This window comes from Ruminococcus sp., from assembly GCF_017650195.1.
In the GTDB taxonomy this organism is placed as follows: domain Bacteria; phylum Bacillota; class Clostridia; order Oscillospirales; family Ruminococcaceae; genus Ruminococcus.
Genome location: NZ_JAGCFH010000102.1, coordinates 32,229 through 46,743, shown reverse-complemented (window position 1 = coordinate 46,743; position 14,515 = coordinate 32,229). Strand labels below are relative to the sequence as shown.

The 14,515-nt window shown below is 47.3% G+C and carries 15 protein-coding genes and 1 other annotated feature; all 15 genes read left to right on the top strand.

The annotated features are described in order from the left end of the window. The first annotated feature begins 10 nt into the window (after nucleotides 1-10). Nucleotides 11-268: a hypothetical protein gene (locus J6U00_RS04525; RefSeq protein ID WP_296579489.1), complete on the top strand. Its 258-nt coding sequence runs from the start codon at nucleotides 11-13 to the stop codon at nucleotides 266-268. Between the two features lie 78 nt (nucleotides 269-346). Further along, nucleotides 347-598: a binding site (T-box leader), on the top strand. 69 nt (nucleotides 599-667) lie between these two features. Then, a complete protein-coding gene (locus J6U00_RS04520) occupies nucleotides 668-2,332 on the top strand; it encodes a 2-isopropylmalate synthase (RefSeq protein WP_296579486.1) in 1,665 nt (554 codons plus the stop codon). Nucleotides 2,333-2,366: 34 nt separating this feature from the next. Further along, nucleotides 2,367-4,064, top strand: a complete 1,698-nt coding sequence (gene ilvB, locus J6U00_RS04515; protein WP_296579484.1) for a biosynthetic-type acetolactate synthase large subunit — start codon at nucleotides 2,367-2,369, stop codon at nucleotides 4,062-4,064. Nucleotides 4,065-4,073: 9 nt separating this feature from the next. Then, a complete protein-coding gene (gene ilvN / locus J6U00_RS04510) occupies nucleotides 4,074-4,577 on the top strand; it encodes an acetolactate synthase small subunit (RefSeq protein WP_295075834.1) in 504 nt (167 codons plus the stop codon). A 37-nt stretch (nucleotides 4,578-4,614) separates the two neighbouring features. Beyond that, nucleotides 4,615-5,883 carry a 3-isopropylmalate dehydratase large subunit gene (gene leuC, locus J6U00_RS04505; protein ID WP_296579480.1) on the top strand — a complete coding sequence of 423 codons (1,269 nt, stop codon included), beginning with the start codon at nucleotides 4,615-4,617 and terminating at the stop codon, nucleotides 5,881-5,883. Beyond that, complete coding sequence (leuD, locus tag J6U00_RS04500; protein ID WP_296579478.1) at nucleotides 5,880-6,371, top strand: 3-isopropylmalate dehydratase small subunit; 492 nt, start codon at nucleotides 5,880-5,882, stop codon at nucleotides 6,369-6,371. Before leuC ends, leuD begins: the two co-directional genes overlap by 4 nt. Nucleotides 6,372-6,390: 19 nt before the next feature. Continuing rightward, on the top strand, nucleotides 6,391-7,035 hold the full coding sequence (locus tag J6U00_RS04495; RefSeq protein ID WP_296579475.1) for a YhfC family glutamic-type intramembrane protease: 645 nt from the start codon (nucleotides 6,391-6,393) through the stop codon (nucleotides 7,033-7,035). Nucleotides 7,036-7,686: 651 nt separating this feature from the next. After that, on the top strand, nucleotides 7,687-8,763 hold the full coding sequence (gene leuB / locus J6U00_RS04490) for a 3-isopropylmalate dehydrogenase (protein ID WP_296579473.1): 1,077 nt from the start codon (nucleotides 7,687-7,689) through the stop codon (nucleotides 8,761-8,763). A gap of 146 nt (nucleotides 8,764-8,909) precedes the next feature. After that, nucleotides 8,910-9,512 (top strand): hypothetical protein, encoded by a 603-nt coding sequence (locus tag J6U00_RS04485; RefSeq protein ID WP_296579470.1) that lies wholly within the window; start codon nucleotides 8,910-8,912, stop codon nucleotides 9,510-9,512. Between the two features lie 41 nt (nucleotides 9,513-9,553). Continuing rightward, nucleotides 9,554-9,940 carry a RidA family protein gene (locus J6U00_RS04480; protein ID WP_296579467.1) on the top strand — a complete coding sequence of 129 codons (387 nt, stop codon included), beginning with the start codon at nucleotides 9,554-9,556 and terminating at the stop codon, nucleotides 9,938-9,940. Nucleotides 9,941-10,083: 143 nt separating this feature from the next. Continuing rightward, nucleotides 10,084-10,419 (top strand): SdpI family protein, encoded by a 336-nt coding sequence (locus tag J6U00_RS04475; protein WP_296579464.1) that lies wholly within the window; start codon nucleotides 10,084-10,086, stop codon nucleotides 10,417-10,419. A gap of 170 nt (nucleotides 10,420-10,589) precedes the next feature. Further along, a complete protein-coding gene (gene nadA / locus J6U00_RS04470) occupies nucleotides 10,590-11,522 on the top strand; it encodes a quinolinate synthase NadA (RefSeq protein ID WP_296579461.1) in 933 nt (310 codons plus the stop codon). Nucleotide 11,523: 1 nt separating this feature from the next. After that, entirely contained in the window at nucleotides 11,524-12,558 is a 1,035-nt protein-coding gene (gene hydE, locus J6U00_RS04465) for a [FeFe] hydrogenase H-cluster radical SAM maturase HydE (RefSeq protein ID WP_296579459.1), read from the top strand. A gap of 41 nt (nucleotides 12,559-12,599) precedes the next feature. Next, complete coding sequence (locus tag J6U00_RS04460; RefSeq protein WP_296579455.1) at nucleotides 12,600-13,544, top strand: hypothetical protein; 945 nt, start codon at nucleotides 12,600-12,602, stop codon at nucleotides 13,542-13,544. An 11-nt stretch (nucleotides 13,545-13,555) separates the two neighbouring features. Continuing rightward, nucleotides 13,556-14,506 carry a hypothetical protein gene (locus tag J6U00_RS04455; protein ID WP_296579453.1) on the top strand — a complete coding sequence of 317 codons (951 nt, stop codon included), beginning with the start codon at nucleotides 13,556-13,558 and terminating at the stop codon, nucleotides 14,504-14,506. Nucleotides 14,507-14,515: the final 9 nt, after the last annotated feature.

Sequence of the window (14,515 nt, the reverse complement as noted above, 5' to 3'; positions counted from 1 at the left end):
AGGTGAGAGCATGTTTATTTATGGTATTCCACTTATGGGTATGCAGTACATGGCGAGCGGAGACGCGCTTTTTCGCATGGCTGCCGAAAATAAGGCTGCTTTTGCATGGCAAGGCAATAAATGGCGCTGTATCTGCGGTATGGAAAACAGCACCAACTTCTGTCCCGAATGCGGCACAAAGGCTCCCGTCAGACCGTGGAAATGCTCCTGCGGCAGAGATTGCGGTACCAATTTCTGCCCAGACTGTGGCGCAAAAGCCCCTATATGACGATAAATCCCTGCATAATTACAACAGGGGGGGCTTGACAAACACTGCCTTTCAGTGTATAATACATAATATCAAATCAAAAATGCTATGAAGGGAAACAAAGCCCGTACAAGTTTTTCACAGAGAGCCGACGGTGGGTGCAAGACGGCAGACAAGTACGAGCCATAACTCATCCCTGAGCAGTCGGCTGAAAGCTGTAAATTGTAGCGATTAGGCTTGAACGGGTTCTCCCGTTACAGAGATATGCGTTGATCCGACGCAGACGAGTGGGTGTATTCTTACATCAAGAAGAGTGGTACCACGAAGTATTATTGCAACTTCGTCTCTTCCATGCCATGCATGGAGGAGATTTTTTATACCCTCCGCAATGGCATAACGGATCAGAATGGAGGTAATACAATGAATAATGTCAGCAAGTACACACGGCAGTTCTTTGAAGCGCCGGAAACGTCCATGAAATGGACAAAAAAGTCCTACATTGAGAAGGCTCCTAAGTGGTGTAGCGTCGATTTGAGGGACGGAAATCAGGCTCTTATCATACCAATGAGCCTTGGTGAAAAGCTGGAATTTTTCCAGCAGCTGGTGGATATCGGCTTCAAGGAGATAGAGATAGGCTTTCCTGCTGCTTCTGAAACGGAATACGACTTCTGCCGCACTCTCATCGAGCAGAACCTCATACCTGATGACGTGACAATACAGGTGCTCACCCAGTCGAGAGAGCATATAATAGAAAAGACCTTTGAAGCTCTCAAGGGCTGCAAAAACGCTATCGTCCATCTATACAACTCAACCTCAGTAGCTCAGCGTGAGCAGGTCTTCCGCAAGAGCATGGAGGAGATAAAGGATATAGCTGTCAGCGGAGCAAGGCTCTGCAAGGAGTACCGCAAAAGATATGAGGGAAATTACCGCTTTGAGTATTCCCCCGAGAGTTTCACGGGAACAGAGCCGGAATTCGCTCTTGAAGTATGCAACGCCGTACTTGACGTATGGCAGCCCACTTCCGAAGATAAGGTGATAATCAACCTCCCCGTGACCGTACAGCTGTCAATGCCCCACGTATATGCCAATCAGGTAGAGTATATGTGCGATAACCTGAAATACCGTGAAAACGTCATAGTTTCACTTCACCCCCACAACGACCGCGGCAGCGCAGTTGCTGACACTGAAATGGGGTTACTTGCAGGTGCCGAGCGCGTTGAGGGAACACTTTTCGGCAACGGCGAGCGCACGGGAAATGTGGATATAATAGTACTAGCTATGAATATGTACTCCCAGGGCGTTGATCCGAATCTGAATTTCAGTGATATTCCATCGATATCCGAACTCTACACAAGAGTAACGAGAATGAATATATACGAGCGCCAACCCTATTCCGGAAAGCTAGTATTCGCGGCTTTCAGCGGCTCTCATCAGGACGCTATCGCAAAGGGCATGAAATGGCGTGAAGAAAGCAATGCTCAGTACTGGACAGTGCCTTATCTTCCCATAGATCCGGAGGATATCGGCAGAGAGTACTCCGCAGACGTTATCCGCATCAACAGCCAGTCCGGCAAGGGCGGTATCGGGTATATACTCGAAACACGCTTCGGCTATAATCTGCCGAAAAAGATGCGTGAAAGCGTGGGCTATCTTGTCAAGGGAGTATCCGACCGCAAGCACAAGGAACTCCTTCCCGACGAGGTCTATGAGATATTCAAGACCAATTACGTGGATATAACATCTCCCATAAATATAGGCGAAACACATTTCGTTCAGCGTGACGGCATCGAAGCTACCATCAGTTTTGACTACAACGGCAGGAAGGTCACTGTGACCGATACCGGAAATGGACGTCTTGACGCGGTCAGTAACGCTGTTAAGTCGTATACTAATGCAGACTACAGCCTCAACAGCTACTCTGAACACGCCCTTGAGGTGGGCTCGGCTTCAAAGGCTGTATCCTACGTTGAGATAGTAACCGGAAGCGGAAAGAGCTTCTGGGGAACAGGCATAGACAACGATATCATCACATCATCTGTAAAGGCGCTCATAAGCGCGGTGAACAATATGCTGAGCGCAGGCTGAGCACTGCGAACACAAGAGTAAAGGACATGATACTATGAAAATATCAGGTGCAAAAATAGTTGTTGAAACACTAATAGAGCAGGGCTGCGACACTGTTTTCGGCTATCCCGGCGGACAGGTAATAGATCTCTTCGACGAGCTTTATTCCGCGCAGAGTCGCATAAAGCACATACTTGCCGCTCATGAGCAGGGAGCTGCCCATGCTGCGGACGGATATGCCCGTTCAACAGGCAAAGTAGGAGTTGTCATAGCAACATCGGGTCCCGGGGCAACTAACCTCGTAACAGGCATAGCTACGGCATATCTCGACTCTGTACCAATGGTTGCTATCACAGGCAACGTAGCTTGCAGCCTCATAGGACGGGACAGCTTTCAGGAAGTCGATATCGTAGGTATAACCATGCCTATCACCAAGCATAATTTCATAGTAAAGGACATAAATGAGCTTGCGGATACACTCCGTACAGCCTTTAAAATAGCCAAATCAGGAAGGCAGGGTCCTGTACTCGTTGATATACCCAAGGACGTACAAGAGGCTCTCTGCGAATTCGAGCCCAACGCTCAGCCCGTAATACCCTATCCTCTTACCTTCGCTCCGGAGGAACAGCTGCAAAAGGCAGCTGCTCTGATAAACAGCAGCGAAAGACCCTATATCTACTTTGGCGGCGGCGTTATAAGCGGAAAGGCTTCACAGCAGATAATGTCTCTTGCAGATAAGATTGACGCTCCTCTCGGATGCTCACTCATGGGACTTTCAGCCGTTCCCTACGACCACCCCCGTTTTCTCGGTATGCAGGGTATGCACGGACATTTCGCTTCTTCTGTTGCCCAGGACGAAGCCGACCTCGTCATTGCTCTCGGGGTAAGATTCAGCGACAGAGGCACAGGCGACGAATCACGCTATTCCAAGCACTTCAACATAATACACATAGATATCGATGGAGCAGAGCTGCACAAGAATATATCTGCAGACGTTGCCATAAAGGGCGACCTCCATGACTCTCTCGAACGTCTCATCGCAATGACTGAGGTGAAAAAGAGAACTAAGTGGACTGAGCGTATCGAAGAGCTAAGAACCGAGGAGCTTAGACACACAGCCTCAGCACTGAGTATAGCAAAGGAGAAAACAGGCAGCAGAATGCTCAGTCCTTACGATATAATAGACGTTATCAGCTCCCGTGCTGAGGATGACACGGTAATAGTTACCGACGTTGGTCAACATCAAATGTGGACAGCCCAGCGCTATCCGCTGAAAAAGCCGCGTACCTTCATTTCCAGCGGTGGTCTGGGAACTATGGGCTTCGGTCTCGGAGCAGCCGTAGGAGCGGCTTCCGCAACAGGGAAGCGCTGTATACTCTTCACAGGCGACGGCAGTTTCGGCATGGACCTCTGTGAGCTTGCAACTGCGGTATCGCAGAAGCTTCCTATAACAGTTGTAATAATGAATAACGGTGTTCTCGGAATGGTTAGACAATTGCAAACTATTTTCTATGACAAGAGATATTCAAATACCACCCTCGATCGCAGGACAGATTTTGCAAAGCTTGCAGAAGCCTTCGGCGCAAAGGGCGGCCATGCGATTTCAGTCTCAGAGCTGGAAAAACTCGCTGATGAAGCACTTTCCTGCAGTACTCCCTTCGTTATCGACTGCGCGATGGACAGCGATGAGTTGGTGCTCCCAATGCTTCCGCCCAACGGTTCAGTAGATGATATAATCACAGAGATAAAGTGAGGTGACATTATGGATAAGCAATACGTAATAGGCGTAATAGTTGCCAATGTTTCGGGAGTACTTTCGAGAGTATCGGGTATGTTCACGAGGCGTGGCTTCAATATCGACAGTCTAACCGTGGGTGAGACCGAATCCAGTGGCTTTTCACGCATAACTATCGCCTTCCACGGCGACGAAGATATCAAGGAGAGGATTCTCCAGCAGCTACAGAAACTCCATGATGTCAGAGAGGTAGAGGTGCTAGATAGCAAGGACACGGTAATACGCGAGCTCCTGCTCATAAAGGTAAGAAACAAGGCTGAAATACGACAGGATATAATGACTGCGGTGGAGATATTCCGCTCAAAGATAGTGGACTATTCTCCAACCTCCCTCACCTGCGAGCTCACAGGTGAGACCTCCAAGATAGACGCATTTATTGAACTTCTCAAGCCCTTTGGTATAATGGAGATGTGCCGCACGGGAATAGTAGCTATCGAAAGAGGAGAGAACTGCTTGAAAACAGTTAAATAAACACGATAGGCAAGGCTTATCGAAAGGAATGATAAAAATGGCAATGACAATGACGCAGAAGATACTTGCGGCTCATTGTGGCAGGGAGTCGATCAGCGCAGGAGAGCTTATCCTCGCAGACCTTGATCTCGTTCTCGGAAACGATATCACCTCTCCCGTAGCTATAAAGGAGTTCGCAAAGCTTGGCAGAAACAGCGTGTTTGACAAAAATAAAGTCACTATGGTCATGGACCATTTTGTTCCGAACAAGGACATAAAAGCTGCGGAGCAGTGCAAAATGTGCCGTGATTTCTGCAGTGAAAAGGATATCACACATTTTTACGATGTGGGAGAAATGGGTATAGAACATGCCCTGCTCCCAGAAAAAGGACTTGTTACCGCTGGAAATTTGGTCATCGGAGCAGATTCCCACACCTGTACCTATGGAGCTCTTGGAGCTTTTTCAACAGGCGTAGGTTCTACGGATATGGCTTGCGGCATGGCTACAGGCAAGTCATGGTTCAAGGTGCCGTCGGCGATAAAGTTTGATCTTACGGGAAATCTCCGGAAATACGTTTCCGGAAAAGACGTTATACTTCATATAATCGGAAGGATAGGCGTTGACGGAGCGCTTTATCGCTCAATGGAATTCAAAGGAGAGGGACTTTCCTCACTTACTATGGCAGACCGCTTCTGCATTGCAAATATGGCTATAGAGGCAGGCGCGAAGAATGGTATATTCGAGGTCGACGATAAAACTCTCGATTATATTCGCGAGCATGGCGGTGCAAAGCCTGTGATATATAAAGCCGACTCTAACGCGGAGTACGACGATGTCATAAATATCGACCTGTCGACGATAGAGCCCACTGTGGCATTCCCTCATCTTCCCGGAAACACAAAGGTATTCAGCGATATAGGCAACGTAAAAATAGACCAGGTGGTTATAGGCTCCTGCACCAACGGCAGACTTGAGGACCTTATAACTGCCGCCGAGATAATGAAGGGACGCAAAGCCGCCAAAAACGTGAGGGTAATCATTATCCCCGCAACTCAGAGGGTATACCTTGAAGCAATGGAAATGGGACTTCTCAGGACATTTATAGAGTTCGGAGCTGTTGTGTCAACTCCCACCTGCGGTCCCTGTCTCGGAGGATATATGGGCATACTTGCAGCAGGCGAAAGAGCTGTTACCACCACAAACCGCAACTTCGTGGGACGTATGGGACATACAGAGTCAGAGGTATATCTTGCAAGTCCTGCAACTGCTGCCGCAAGCGCAGTAACAGGTAGGATAACCAGTCCGTGGGAGGTGGCTGAGATATGAAATACACCGGAGATGTTATAAAATACGGGGACAATGTGGATACGGACGTTATTATCCCTGCCCGTTACCTCAACACCAGCAACCACAGGGAGCTTGCGAGCCACTGCATGGAGGACCTTGACAGGACCTTTATCAGCCGCGTAAAGCCGGGGGATATCATAACCGCCGGCATGAATTTCGGCTGCGGCTCCTCCCGTGAACACGCTCCCATAGCCATAAAGGCAAGCGGAGTATCTCTCGTTATCGCAAAGAGCTTCGCACGTATCTTCTACCGCAACGCAATAAATATAGGTCTTGCTATAGTTGAGTGCCCTGCGGCTGCGGAGGAGATATCCGAGGGAGATACCGTAGAGGCTGACCTCGATAACGGGATAATACGCAATATAACTACGGGTAAGGAGTACAGAACGGCTCCCTTCCCGGAGTTCGTACAGAATATAATCGAAAATGGCGGACTTATGAAGGCTATCGAAAACGGCGTTTTCTGACAGGGATACGGAGATGATCATGACAGACATTAACTGCCTTCTTGCAGGACTTGCACGGCTACTCGTACCTGTGCTCCTGCTCATATTCTGGCACAAAAGGACGGGCGTACGCATATTCCCTGCGATCGCTGCATTTCTCGTATGCCTGCCTGTTTTTACGATAGCAGGTCTGATACGCACAGGCTTTACACAGAATGACCTGCTCTCGTTCTGCCTGAAGCAGGGGCTTCTCTACGGCATATTTGAGGAGGGCTCAAAATATCTGGCGCTGCGCTTTCTGCTGTCCTCTTATGACGACCGCAGGGACGCCGTTACCTACGGTATAGGTCACGGCGCATTTGAGAGCTTCAGCGGAGGTATAGCCTGTATAAACCTTATCAGCACAGGCAGGGCTGCTCCCGGTATTTTACCTGTAAATCTCTTTACAGCCGTTGAAGGTGCGGCATTTGCCATTGCGCTGACGGTACTTATATTCTACGGCATACAGACAGGCAGGTCAAAAATCATGCTGCCGGTTGCTATATTCCTGCACTTTATAAGCAATGCAACGACCACACTCTACAGCTTCAGCACTCCCATAGTCGTAATAAAAAGCACTGTCATCACCGCAGGTATCTGCTATGCAGCTTACCGCTGCTTTTTGAAGCTAAGAGGTGAGAGTTGAGAATTGAGAATTGAGAGTGGATTTAATTCGGAATTATTGTGCCGTAAGTTTACAAACAAAACGTTGCAAAGGGCGCAGGCTCTGCGCTAATTGCTAACAGCTCAGGAGGATAATAGAATCATGGTTAACAGAGAACTGCTTCAAAAAAAGGCGGAGCTTTAAAGAACAAAAAATCAGATATCAACAATTGAAGGTATCTGTGTCCTGAGTTATGAGGAACAAAGCATATTTGACGAAAAATATCTTCGAGGAATCGGATTTTACAGCAGCACCAAAGCTGCTGACGCAAAAATACCGTTACATTCCACCGAAGCGGAAATCGTTGAACAGATACTTTCACTTGCAGAACTTGAAACAGGGCAAATATGGTATTTATGGGTCAACAGCTTCCTTGTAAAGTTTCAAATAACAGACGTAAAAAAAGCTGTATCGAATTTGTGGAACAAGACCAATCCGAATTCCAAAGGCTTTGCAATTATCACAAAAGAGCTGAACAAAATGCATGAAATCAGCATTGATTCCCGTGACGAAAAAAATATCCTTTTTGATTCATACAATTTAAAGAATTTTGTTAACACTAACCCCTCTACGTTACAAAAAGTGTAAAGTGGAGAATTAATTTTTAAAGGCTAAAACAGAAAGGAGTATATTATGGAACTGAAGATTGCATTGTTAAAGGGTGACGGCATTGGCCCCGAAATAGTGGACAGCGCCGTTATGGTACTCGAAAAGATCGCTAAAAAATTCGGACATACCTTCATCTTTACGCCTTACCTGATAGGCGGCTGCGCTATCGACGAGACAGGTATGCCCCTGCCGCAGGAAACTGTTGACGGCTGCATGGCTTCCGACAGCGTTCTCCTCGGAGCTGTGGGCGGTCCAAAATGGGACAGTCTCGGCGGAGATGTCCGCCCGGAAAAGGCTCTTCTCGGCATAAGATCAGCTCTCGGACTTTATACCAATCTCCGCCCTGCAAAGCTCTATCCTGCACTGAGGAACGCTTCTCCCCTAAAGGATGAGATAGTGGGCGACGGCTTTGATCTCCTCATAGTAAGGGAGCTCACAGGCGGTATATACTTCGGCGAAAGAGGTCTCCGGGAGGGCAGATTCGGCACGGAAGCCTTCGACACCGAGGCTTACAGCATAACCGAGATAGAACGTATCGGTAAGGCTGCCTTTGAAGCTGCCATGAAGCGCAGAAAAAACGTATGCAGCATCGACAAGGCTAATGTCCTCGAATCATCACGGCTCTGGCGAAAGACTATGCATGAGCTTTCGGAGCAGTACCCTGAGGTACACTATACGGATATGCTGGTGGACAACGCCGCAATGCAGCTCGTCCGCGACCCGAAACAGTTCGATGTCATCGTTACGTCCAATATGTTCGGAGATATACTCTCAGATGAAGCCTCTCAGATAACCGGCTCTATAGGTATGCTCGCCTCGGCTTCCCTCGGTGCTTCAAAGCGTGGACTTTATGAGCCTATCCACGGCTCGGCTCCTGACATTGCAGGAAAGGATATCGCAAATCCTATTGCCACCGTGCTTTCCGGCGCTATGATGCTCCGCTATTCCTTCGGTCTCAACAAGGAGGCTGACGCCATAGAAGCGGCTGTGGACAGAGTACTGGAGGAGGGTCACAGAACGGCAGATATCATAGGTACAGACAAGAGCAGGACGCCTCTTGGCTGTTCGGAAATGACAAAGAAGATATTAAAGGTCATATAAATATATTACAAGTTCGTATGACCTTAATAAAATATTTATAAATTATTCCTTGACAACAAAATGCTTTTATATTATCATTATGACAATACGATACGTAATACGGTCGTATATCGCTAAATAAACCATTTTGTATAAGGAGTAATATTATGAAAAAGAGATTATTGGGGTTAACAGCATCATCATTCATCTTTGCGGCAGCTCTTACAGGCTGTACTGTCAGCAGCGGCACTTCATCCTTCAGCTTTTCAGTTTCGAAAGGGGACGATGAACGTGTTACAACCAAGTCTACAGATACTGCAAAGAAGAAAAATTCCAGAAATAATGCGAGCAATGACGAGCTGCCTGATATAAAATATTATACCGGTAGCTATACATGTAACGGCTACGTCTCATGGGGTGGAAGCAAGTATCCCGACTGCAAAACGATACAAAACGATCTTGAAAATGATCCCATGACTATATCAGCAGACGGTACTATGCACTTCCACGGTACCGATTACAAGCTCATTCCCGAAGGTACAAAAAACGAAGCCGTTATATTTAGTATCGATGGAAGCGGATTCGACTTCGGCAGTTTTTCCAAAAACGGAAGCGTTAACAAGGATTATGACGGTGCTGCATATTTCACAAAGGAAACTCAGCACTTCACAATCAATGACGAGGATTCGTCATATGAAACATATAAGGTCTGCCTTACCGCAGCCGGCGACGAATCAAGCTCTGCTTACATATTGTTCAGCAAGGACTGAGTTATCAAATAATAATATTTATTCATAACGGAGGTATTTTTATGCTCACTATCAACACAGCAAACGCCCCTGCAGCTGTAGGGCCATATTCACAGGCTATCGTTTCACACGGTATGGTATACACGAGCGGTCAGATAGCTATCGACCCTGCTACCAATACCGTCAAAGGCCAAACTATCGGCGAACAGACAGAGCAGATAATGAAGAACCTTGAAGCTGTTCTCACAGAGGCAGGCTCCAGCTTTGCAATGGCAGTAAAAACTACCTGCTTCCTTGCGGATATGAACGATTTCGCTGCTTTCAATGAAATATACGGTAAGTACTTCACATCTCTCCCGGCAAGAAGCTGTGTTGCGGTAAAAACCCTCCCCAAGGGAGTACTCGCAGAGGTCGAGGTAATAGCTGAGGTCTCTGACTATTCTTTCTGAACATCTCTGTAAATGAGCGATATTGGGCTTATTTCAACGCAAACTATTGAATGTTGAAAATTATTTCAACTTTGTAGCAATTTACAAATCAGATTGTTGAGCTTTGGCGACATATTACAAATCATACGTACAGGAGAAAGATCATGAATGTTGTTATTATCGTAAATATCATTACTTCGCTCAGTATAATGCTCGGCGGCTTATGTATGAAAAAATATGCAAAAATGCCCTTGGATCACTCAATAGGCTTTAGGACCGCAAGATCCTTGTCAAGCGACGAAGCATGGCAGTTCGCCAACGAAAAATGCGGCATGTCATGGATACTCATCGGAGCAGTCTGCTTTGTTATGACTGTGGCTGCAGTATTTCTGTTCTCCGCTGACAGCCCCGCACATTTAGCTGTACTTATATTACTCTCGGCTGCTTCCATTTTATCGGTTGCATGGGTAGAAATACAGCTCAAAAAGTTTCAGGGATAAATGAACAGCTCCTCTGTCCGTTACAGACAGGGGAGTTTCTTTTTTGCTTGAAATTATGCTTGCTTTGTGGTATAATGATAAAATAGGTGAATTGTAAGCTGATGAAAAAAGTTAAGAATTAAGCATCAAATACAAAAGGTTAAGAGCTGAAAACGAAAGGAAGTATAAGTATGACCGTAAGGGAATTACAAGATAAGATTATAAAGCTCAAAAAGGAAACAAACACCGCTGTCCTCGCTCACTGCTATCAGGCTCGTGAGATATGCGAGATAGCTGACTTCGTCGGCGACAGTTATAAGCTCAGCGTTGACGCTAAAAGCGTATCTGAGGAGAATATAATCTTCTGTGGAGTTCACTTCATGGCTGAGACCGCTAAAATGCTCTCGCCGCAGAAGCACGTTTACCTCTCAAGCAAGCACGCCGGCTGCCCTATGGCTGAGCAGATGGACAGGGACATGATAAGCGCTATACGCGCTCAGGAGCCAGACCGTACCGTTGTTGCGTATATCAATACCACAGCTGCTCTCAAAACAGTATGTGATGTGTGTGTTACTTCCTCCAGCGCTTTGAAGATAGTCAAGGCTCTCGACAGCGACAAGATACTCTTTATCCCCGATTGCAACCTCGGAGACTATATTAAAAAGCAGTGCCCCGACAAGGACATAAAGCTCTTGCAGGGAGGCTGCCCCACCCACGCAAGGATAACCGTCAACGAAGTCGTGAAAGCTAAGGAAGAGCACCCAAATGCTCTCTTCCTCGTACATCCTGAGTGTACTCCCAAGGTAGTGGAGCTTGCGGATTATGTGGGTTCAACGACGGGTATCATGGACTATGCAAAGAAGTCTGAAAGTAAAGAGTTCATAATTGGTACAGAAAATTCAATAGTTGAGCATTTACAGTATGACTGCCCAGAAAAAAGCTTCTACCCTGTGAGCCGTGACCTTGTCTGTCACAATATGAAGCTCACCACTCTCCCGGACGTGTACAACACTCTCCTTGCAATAAGTGGTGAGGACCGCGATGCCTGCGAGATACTTATGAGTGACGAACTTATCGCTCAGGCAAGAAAATGCATAGACGAAATGATAAGGCTGGGCGGCTGATATGACGGATATTATCGAAAAGCTGTACAGAACAGGCAACCTCACTGACAGCGAACTGAGGGCGCTGATAAATACTGATGATAAGGACGTTGCGGAGTTGCTTCGTAAAAGAGCAGACGAGACAAGGCTGAAGAGCTATGGAAAAAAGGTCTTTCTCCGCGGTCTTATAGAGATATCTAGCTACTGCAAAAACAACTGTCTCTACTGCGGCATACGAAGAGGCAATACCGAAGCCGACCGCTACCGCCTGTCCCGTGAGGAAATACTGAGCTGCTGCGAAAACGGCTACGAGCTGGGCTTCCGCACCTTTGTAATGCAGGGCGGTGAGGACAGCTTCTTTACAGACGAGTTTCTCTGCCCACTGATTGAAGAAATAAAGGAAAAATACCCCGACTGCGCGGTGACGCTCTCCCTTGGTGAGCGATCCTATGGGAGCTACAAACATCTGAGAGAGGCAGGCGCGGACAGATATTTACTCCGCCACGAGGCTGCTTCACAGGAGCTGTATTCAAAGCTCCACCCAGAGGAAATGTGCCTCGATAACCGCAAGAAATGCCTGTTTCAGCTGAAAGAGCTGGGCTATCAGGTGGGCGCTGGCTTCATGGTGGGTGCTCCCTTCCAGACTGTTGAGCATTTAATTGCTGACCTGCGCTTTTTGCAGGAACTACAGCCACAGATGATAGGTATAGGTCCTTTCATACCGCACCACAATACACCGTTTTCAGAAGAACAAGGTGGCACTCTTGAACTTACCCTGAGGCTCCTCGGTATACTGAGGCTCATGTTCCCAAGGGTACTTCTGCCTGCTACAACAGCTCTCGGCACTATAGCTCCCAACGGAAGGGAGTTGGGGCTGCAAACGGGATGCAACGTGGTCATGCCGAACCTTTCCCCCGTAAAGGTAAGAAAAAAATATGACCTGTATGACAACAAAATATGCACCGGCGAGGAGGCGGCTGAATGCCGCGGCTGCCTGCAAAGAAGAATAGAATCTGCAGGCTACGAGATAGTATCGGAGCGCGGTGACTGCATATAACACAGCAATCGTCCAAATACTGATATCATAAGGAGTAAAAAATGCGAGTACGTTTTCATCTTCCCGACTTTTCAGGCAATTTCAAGCTAAATCTGCTCTTTTCCGAACTTCTCGAACGCAACCCGGAATACTTCCGCGAGGGCGTTGAGATAGCGTCATTCTACGGCGTATTTCCTCCTTCGATATGGAACGGCGGAAGAACTCAAGGTGGAGTATGCGACAAGACCTTCGTCAGAGGCGCTATAAAAACCTTCAACGACAAGGGCATCCCCCTACGCTTTACCTTCACCAATCCGGCTCTGGAAAAGAAGCACCTCAGCGACCAGTTCTGCAATATGGTAATGGCTATGGCAAACAACGGTCTCAATGAGGCTATAGTTATGTCCCCCCTGCTGGAGGATTATATTCGCCGCAATTATCCTGATTACAAGCTCACCAGCTCCACCTGCAAGAGGCTAAATACCATTGAGGGACTCCTTGAAGAGCTGAAAAAAGATTACCATATAGTCGTTATGGATTACGACCTCAACAACCGCTTCGACCTTCTCGAACAGATACCAATGGAGGACAGACCGCGTATAGAGTTCCTGTCCAATGCCTGCTGCGAGCCTGGATGTCCAAGGCGATCCGCTCATTATCACTCAATAGGCGTTCAACAAATAGCCTACAATGAACATATCAAAAAATACCCGAATCTCCCGTTCAATGCGGACAAGTACGATCCGGACCACTTTCGCGACTGTCCCTATTCAAAGCGCGGTCTCTTCGAGATAAGAGGGCTCCGCACACATATTTCCCCCGACGATATCTGGGAGAAATATGTTCCCATGGGATTTGAGCAGTTCAAAATAGAGGGTCGAACTGCAAGCCCTATAAATGTACTCGAAACCTATATGTATTACATGGCTAAGCCCGAATGCCGCGACGAAGCGCGGTTCACTCTCCTGAAAGCAATGGAGAATACGGGTGCGCTCAGCTTCAAATAAGGAGGGATATCATGCCTATCAAATTTCATCTTCCGGATTTCGCCGAGCACTATATGCTCAACCTCGTATTTGCAAATATGCTGAAAAGCCGTCCCGACTATTTCCGTGATGATGTGGAGATAGCTTCCTTCTACGGCGTATTTCCGCCGTCTATGTGGAACGGTGGAAGGACTATCGGTGGTCAGTGCGACGAGAACTTTATAAAACACGTCCTGAAGTCCTTCAACGACCTAGGTATACCCCTACGTTTCACCTTCACCAATCCGGTGCTTAAGGAGGAGCATCTCTATGATCCCTTCTGCAATATGGTAATGCGTCTTGCAGACAATGGGCTCAACGAGGTAATTGTCAATTCTCCTCTCTTGGAGGACTATATCCGCAAAACTTACCCTAACTACAAGCTGACCAGCTCAACCTGCAAGAGACTTGATACCATTGAAGGGCTCCTCGGAGAGCTGAAAAAGGACTACCATATAGTTGTCATGGACTACGACCTGAACAATCAGTTCGACCTCCTCGAACAGATACCAATGGAAGACAGGCCGCGTATAGAATTCCTGTCCAACGCATGCTGCGAGCCGAAATGCAAAAACCGCAAGCGAGAATACGACCTCATCGGTCATCAGATGATATACTACAACCAGCACTTAAAAGAGCACCCGGACAAGCCTTTCAATATCAGCGACTATACTGATGATAACATTAATCAGATAAACTGCCGCTGCCGCGAGAGAACGCTGTATGACATAAAGAAGCTCAGCACACATATCTCCCCTGACTATATCTGGGAAAAGTACGTACCAATGGGCTTTCAGCAGTTCAAGCTAGAGGGAAGAACAGCCGGCAATCTCTACCTCATTGACAACTATATGTATTATATGGCTAAGCCGGAATTCCGTGACGAGGCAAGAATGATGTTCTTCTACAACCTCGATTACCACGGAGTAATACAGTACGAATAAGGAGGCGGC

Bases quoted from the DNA above. Each gene is read 5' to 3' on its own strand.
- J6U00_RS04485 (WP_296579470.1), top strand. From the start codon at position 8,910: ATGAAAAAGAGATTATTGGGGTTAACAGCATCATCATTCATCTTTGCG.
- nadA (WP_296579461.1), top strand. From the start codon at position 10,590: ATGACCGTAAGGGAATTACAAGATAAGATTATAAAGCTCAAAAAGGAA.
- leuD (WP_296579478.1), top strand. From the start codon at position 5,880: ATGAAATACACCGGAGATGTTATAAAATACGGGGACAATGTGGATACG.
- hydE (WP_296579459.1), top strand. From the start codon at position 11,524: ATGACGGATATTATCGAAAAGCTGTACAGAACAGGCAACCTCACTGAC.
- J6U00_RS04455 (WP_296579453.1), top strand. From the start codon at position 13,556: ATGCCTATCAAATTTCATCTTCCGGATTTCGCCGAGCACTATATGCTC.
- leuB (WP_296579473.1), top strand. From the start codon at position 7,687: ATGGAACTGAAGATTGCATTGTTAAAGGGTGACGGCATTGGCCCCGAA.
- J6U00_RS04475 (WP_296579464.1), top strand. From the start codon at position 10,084: ATGAATGTTGTTATTATCGTAAATATCATTACTTCGCTCAGTATAATG.
- ilvN (WP_295075834.1), top strand. From the start codon at position 4,074: ATGGATAAGCAATACGTAATAGGCGTAATAGTTGCCAATGTTTCGGGA.
- ilvB (WP_296579484.1), top strand. From the start codon at position 2,367: ATGAAAATATCAGGTGCAAAAATAGTTGTTGAAACACTAATAGAGCAG.
- J6U00_RS04520 (WP_296579486.1), top strand. From the start codon at position 668: ATGAATAATGTCAGCAAGTACACACGGCAGTTCTTTGAAGCGCCGGAA.
- J6U00_RS04460 (WP_296579455.1), top strand. From the start codon at position 12,600: ATGCGAGTACGTTTTCATCTTCCCGACTTTTCAGGCAATTTCAAGCTA.
- J6U00_RS04525 (WP_296579489.1), top strand. From the start codon at position 11: ATGTTTATTTATGGTATTCCACTTATGGGTATGCAGTACATGGCGAGC.
- leuC (WP_296579480.1), top strand. From the start codon at position 4,615: ATGGCAATGACAATGACGCAGAAGATACTTGCGGCTCATTGTGGCAGG.
- J6U00_RS04495 (WP_296579475.1), top strand. From the start codon at position 6,391: ATGACAGACATTAACTGCCTTCTTGCAGGACTTGCACGGCTACTCGTA.
- J6U00_RS04480 (WP_296579467.1), top strand. From the start codon at position 9,554: ATGCTCACTATCAACACAGCAAACGCCCCTGCAGCTGTAGGGCCATAT.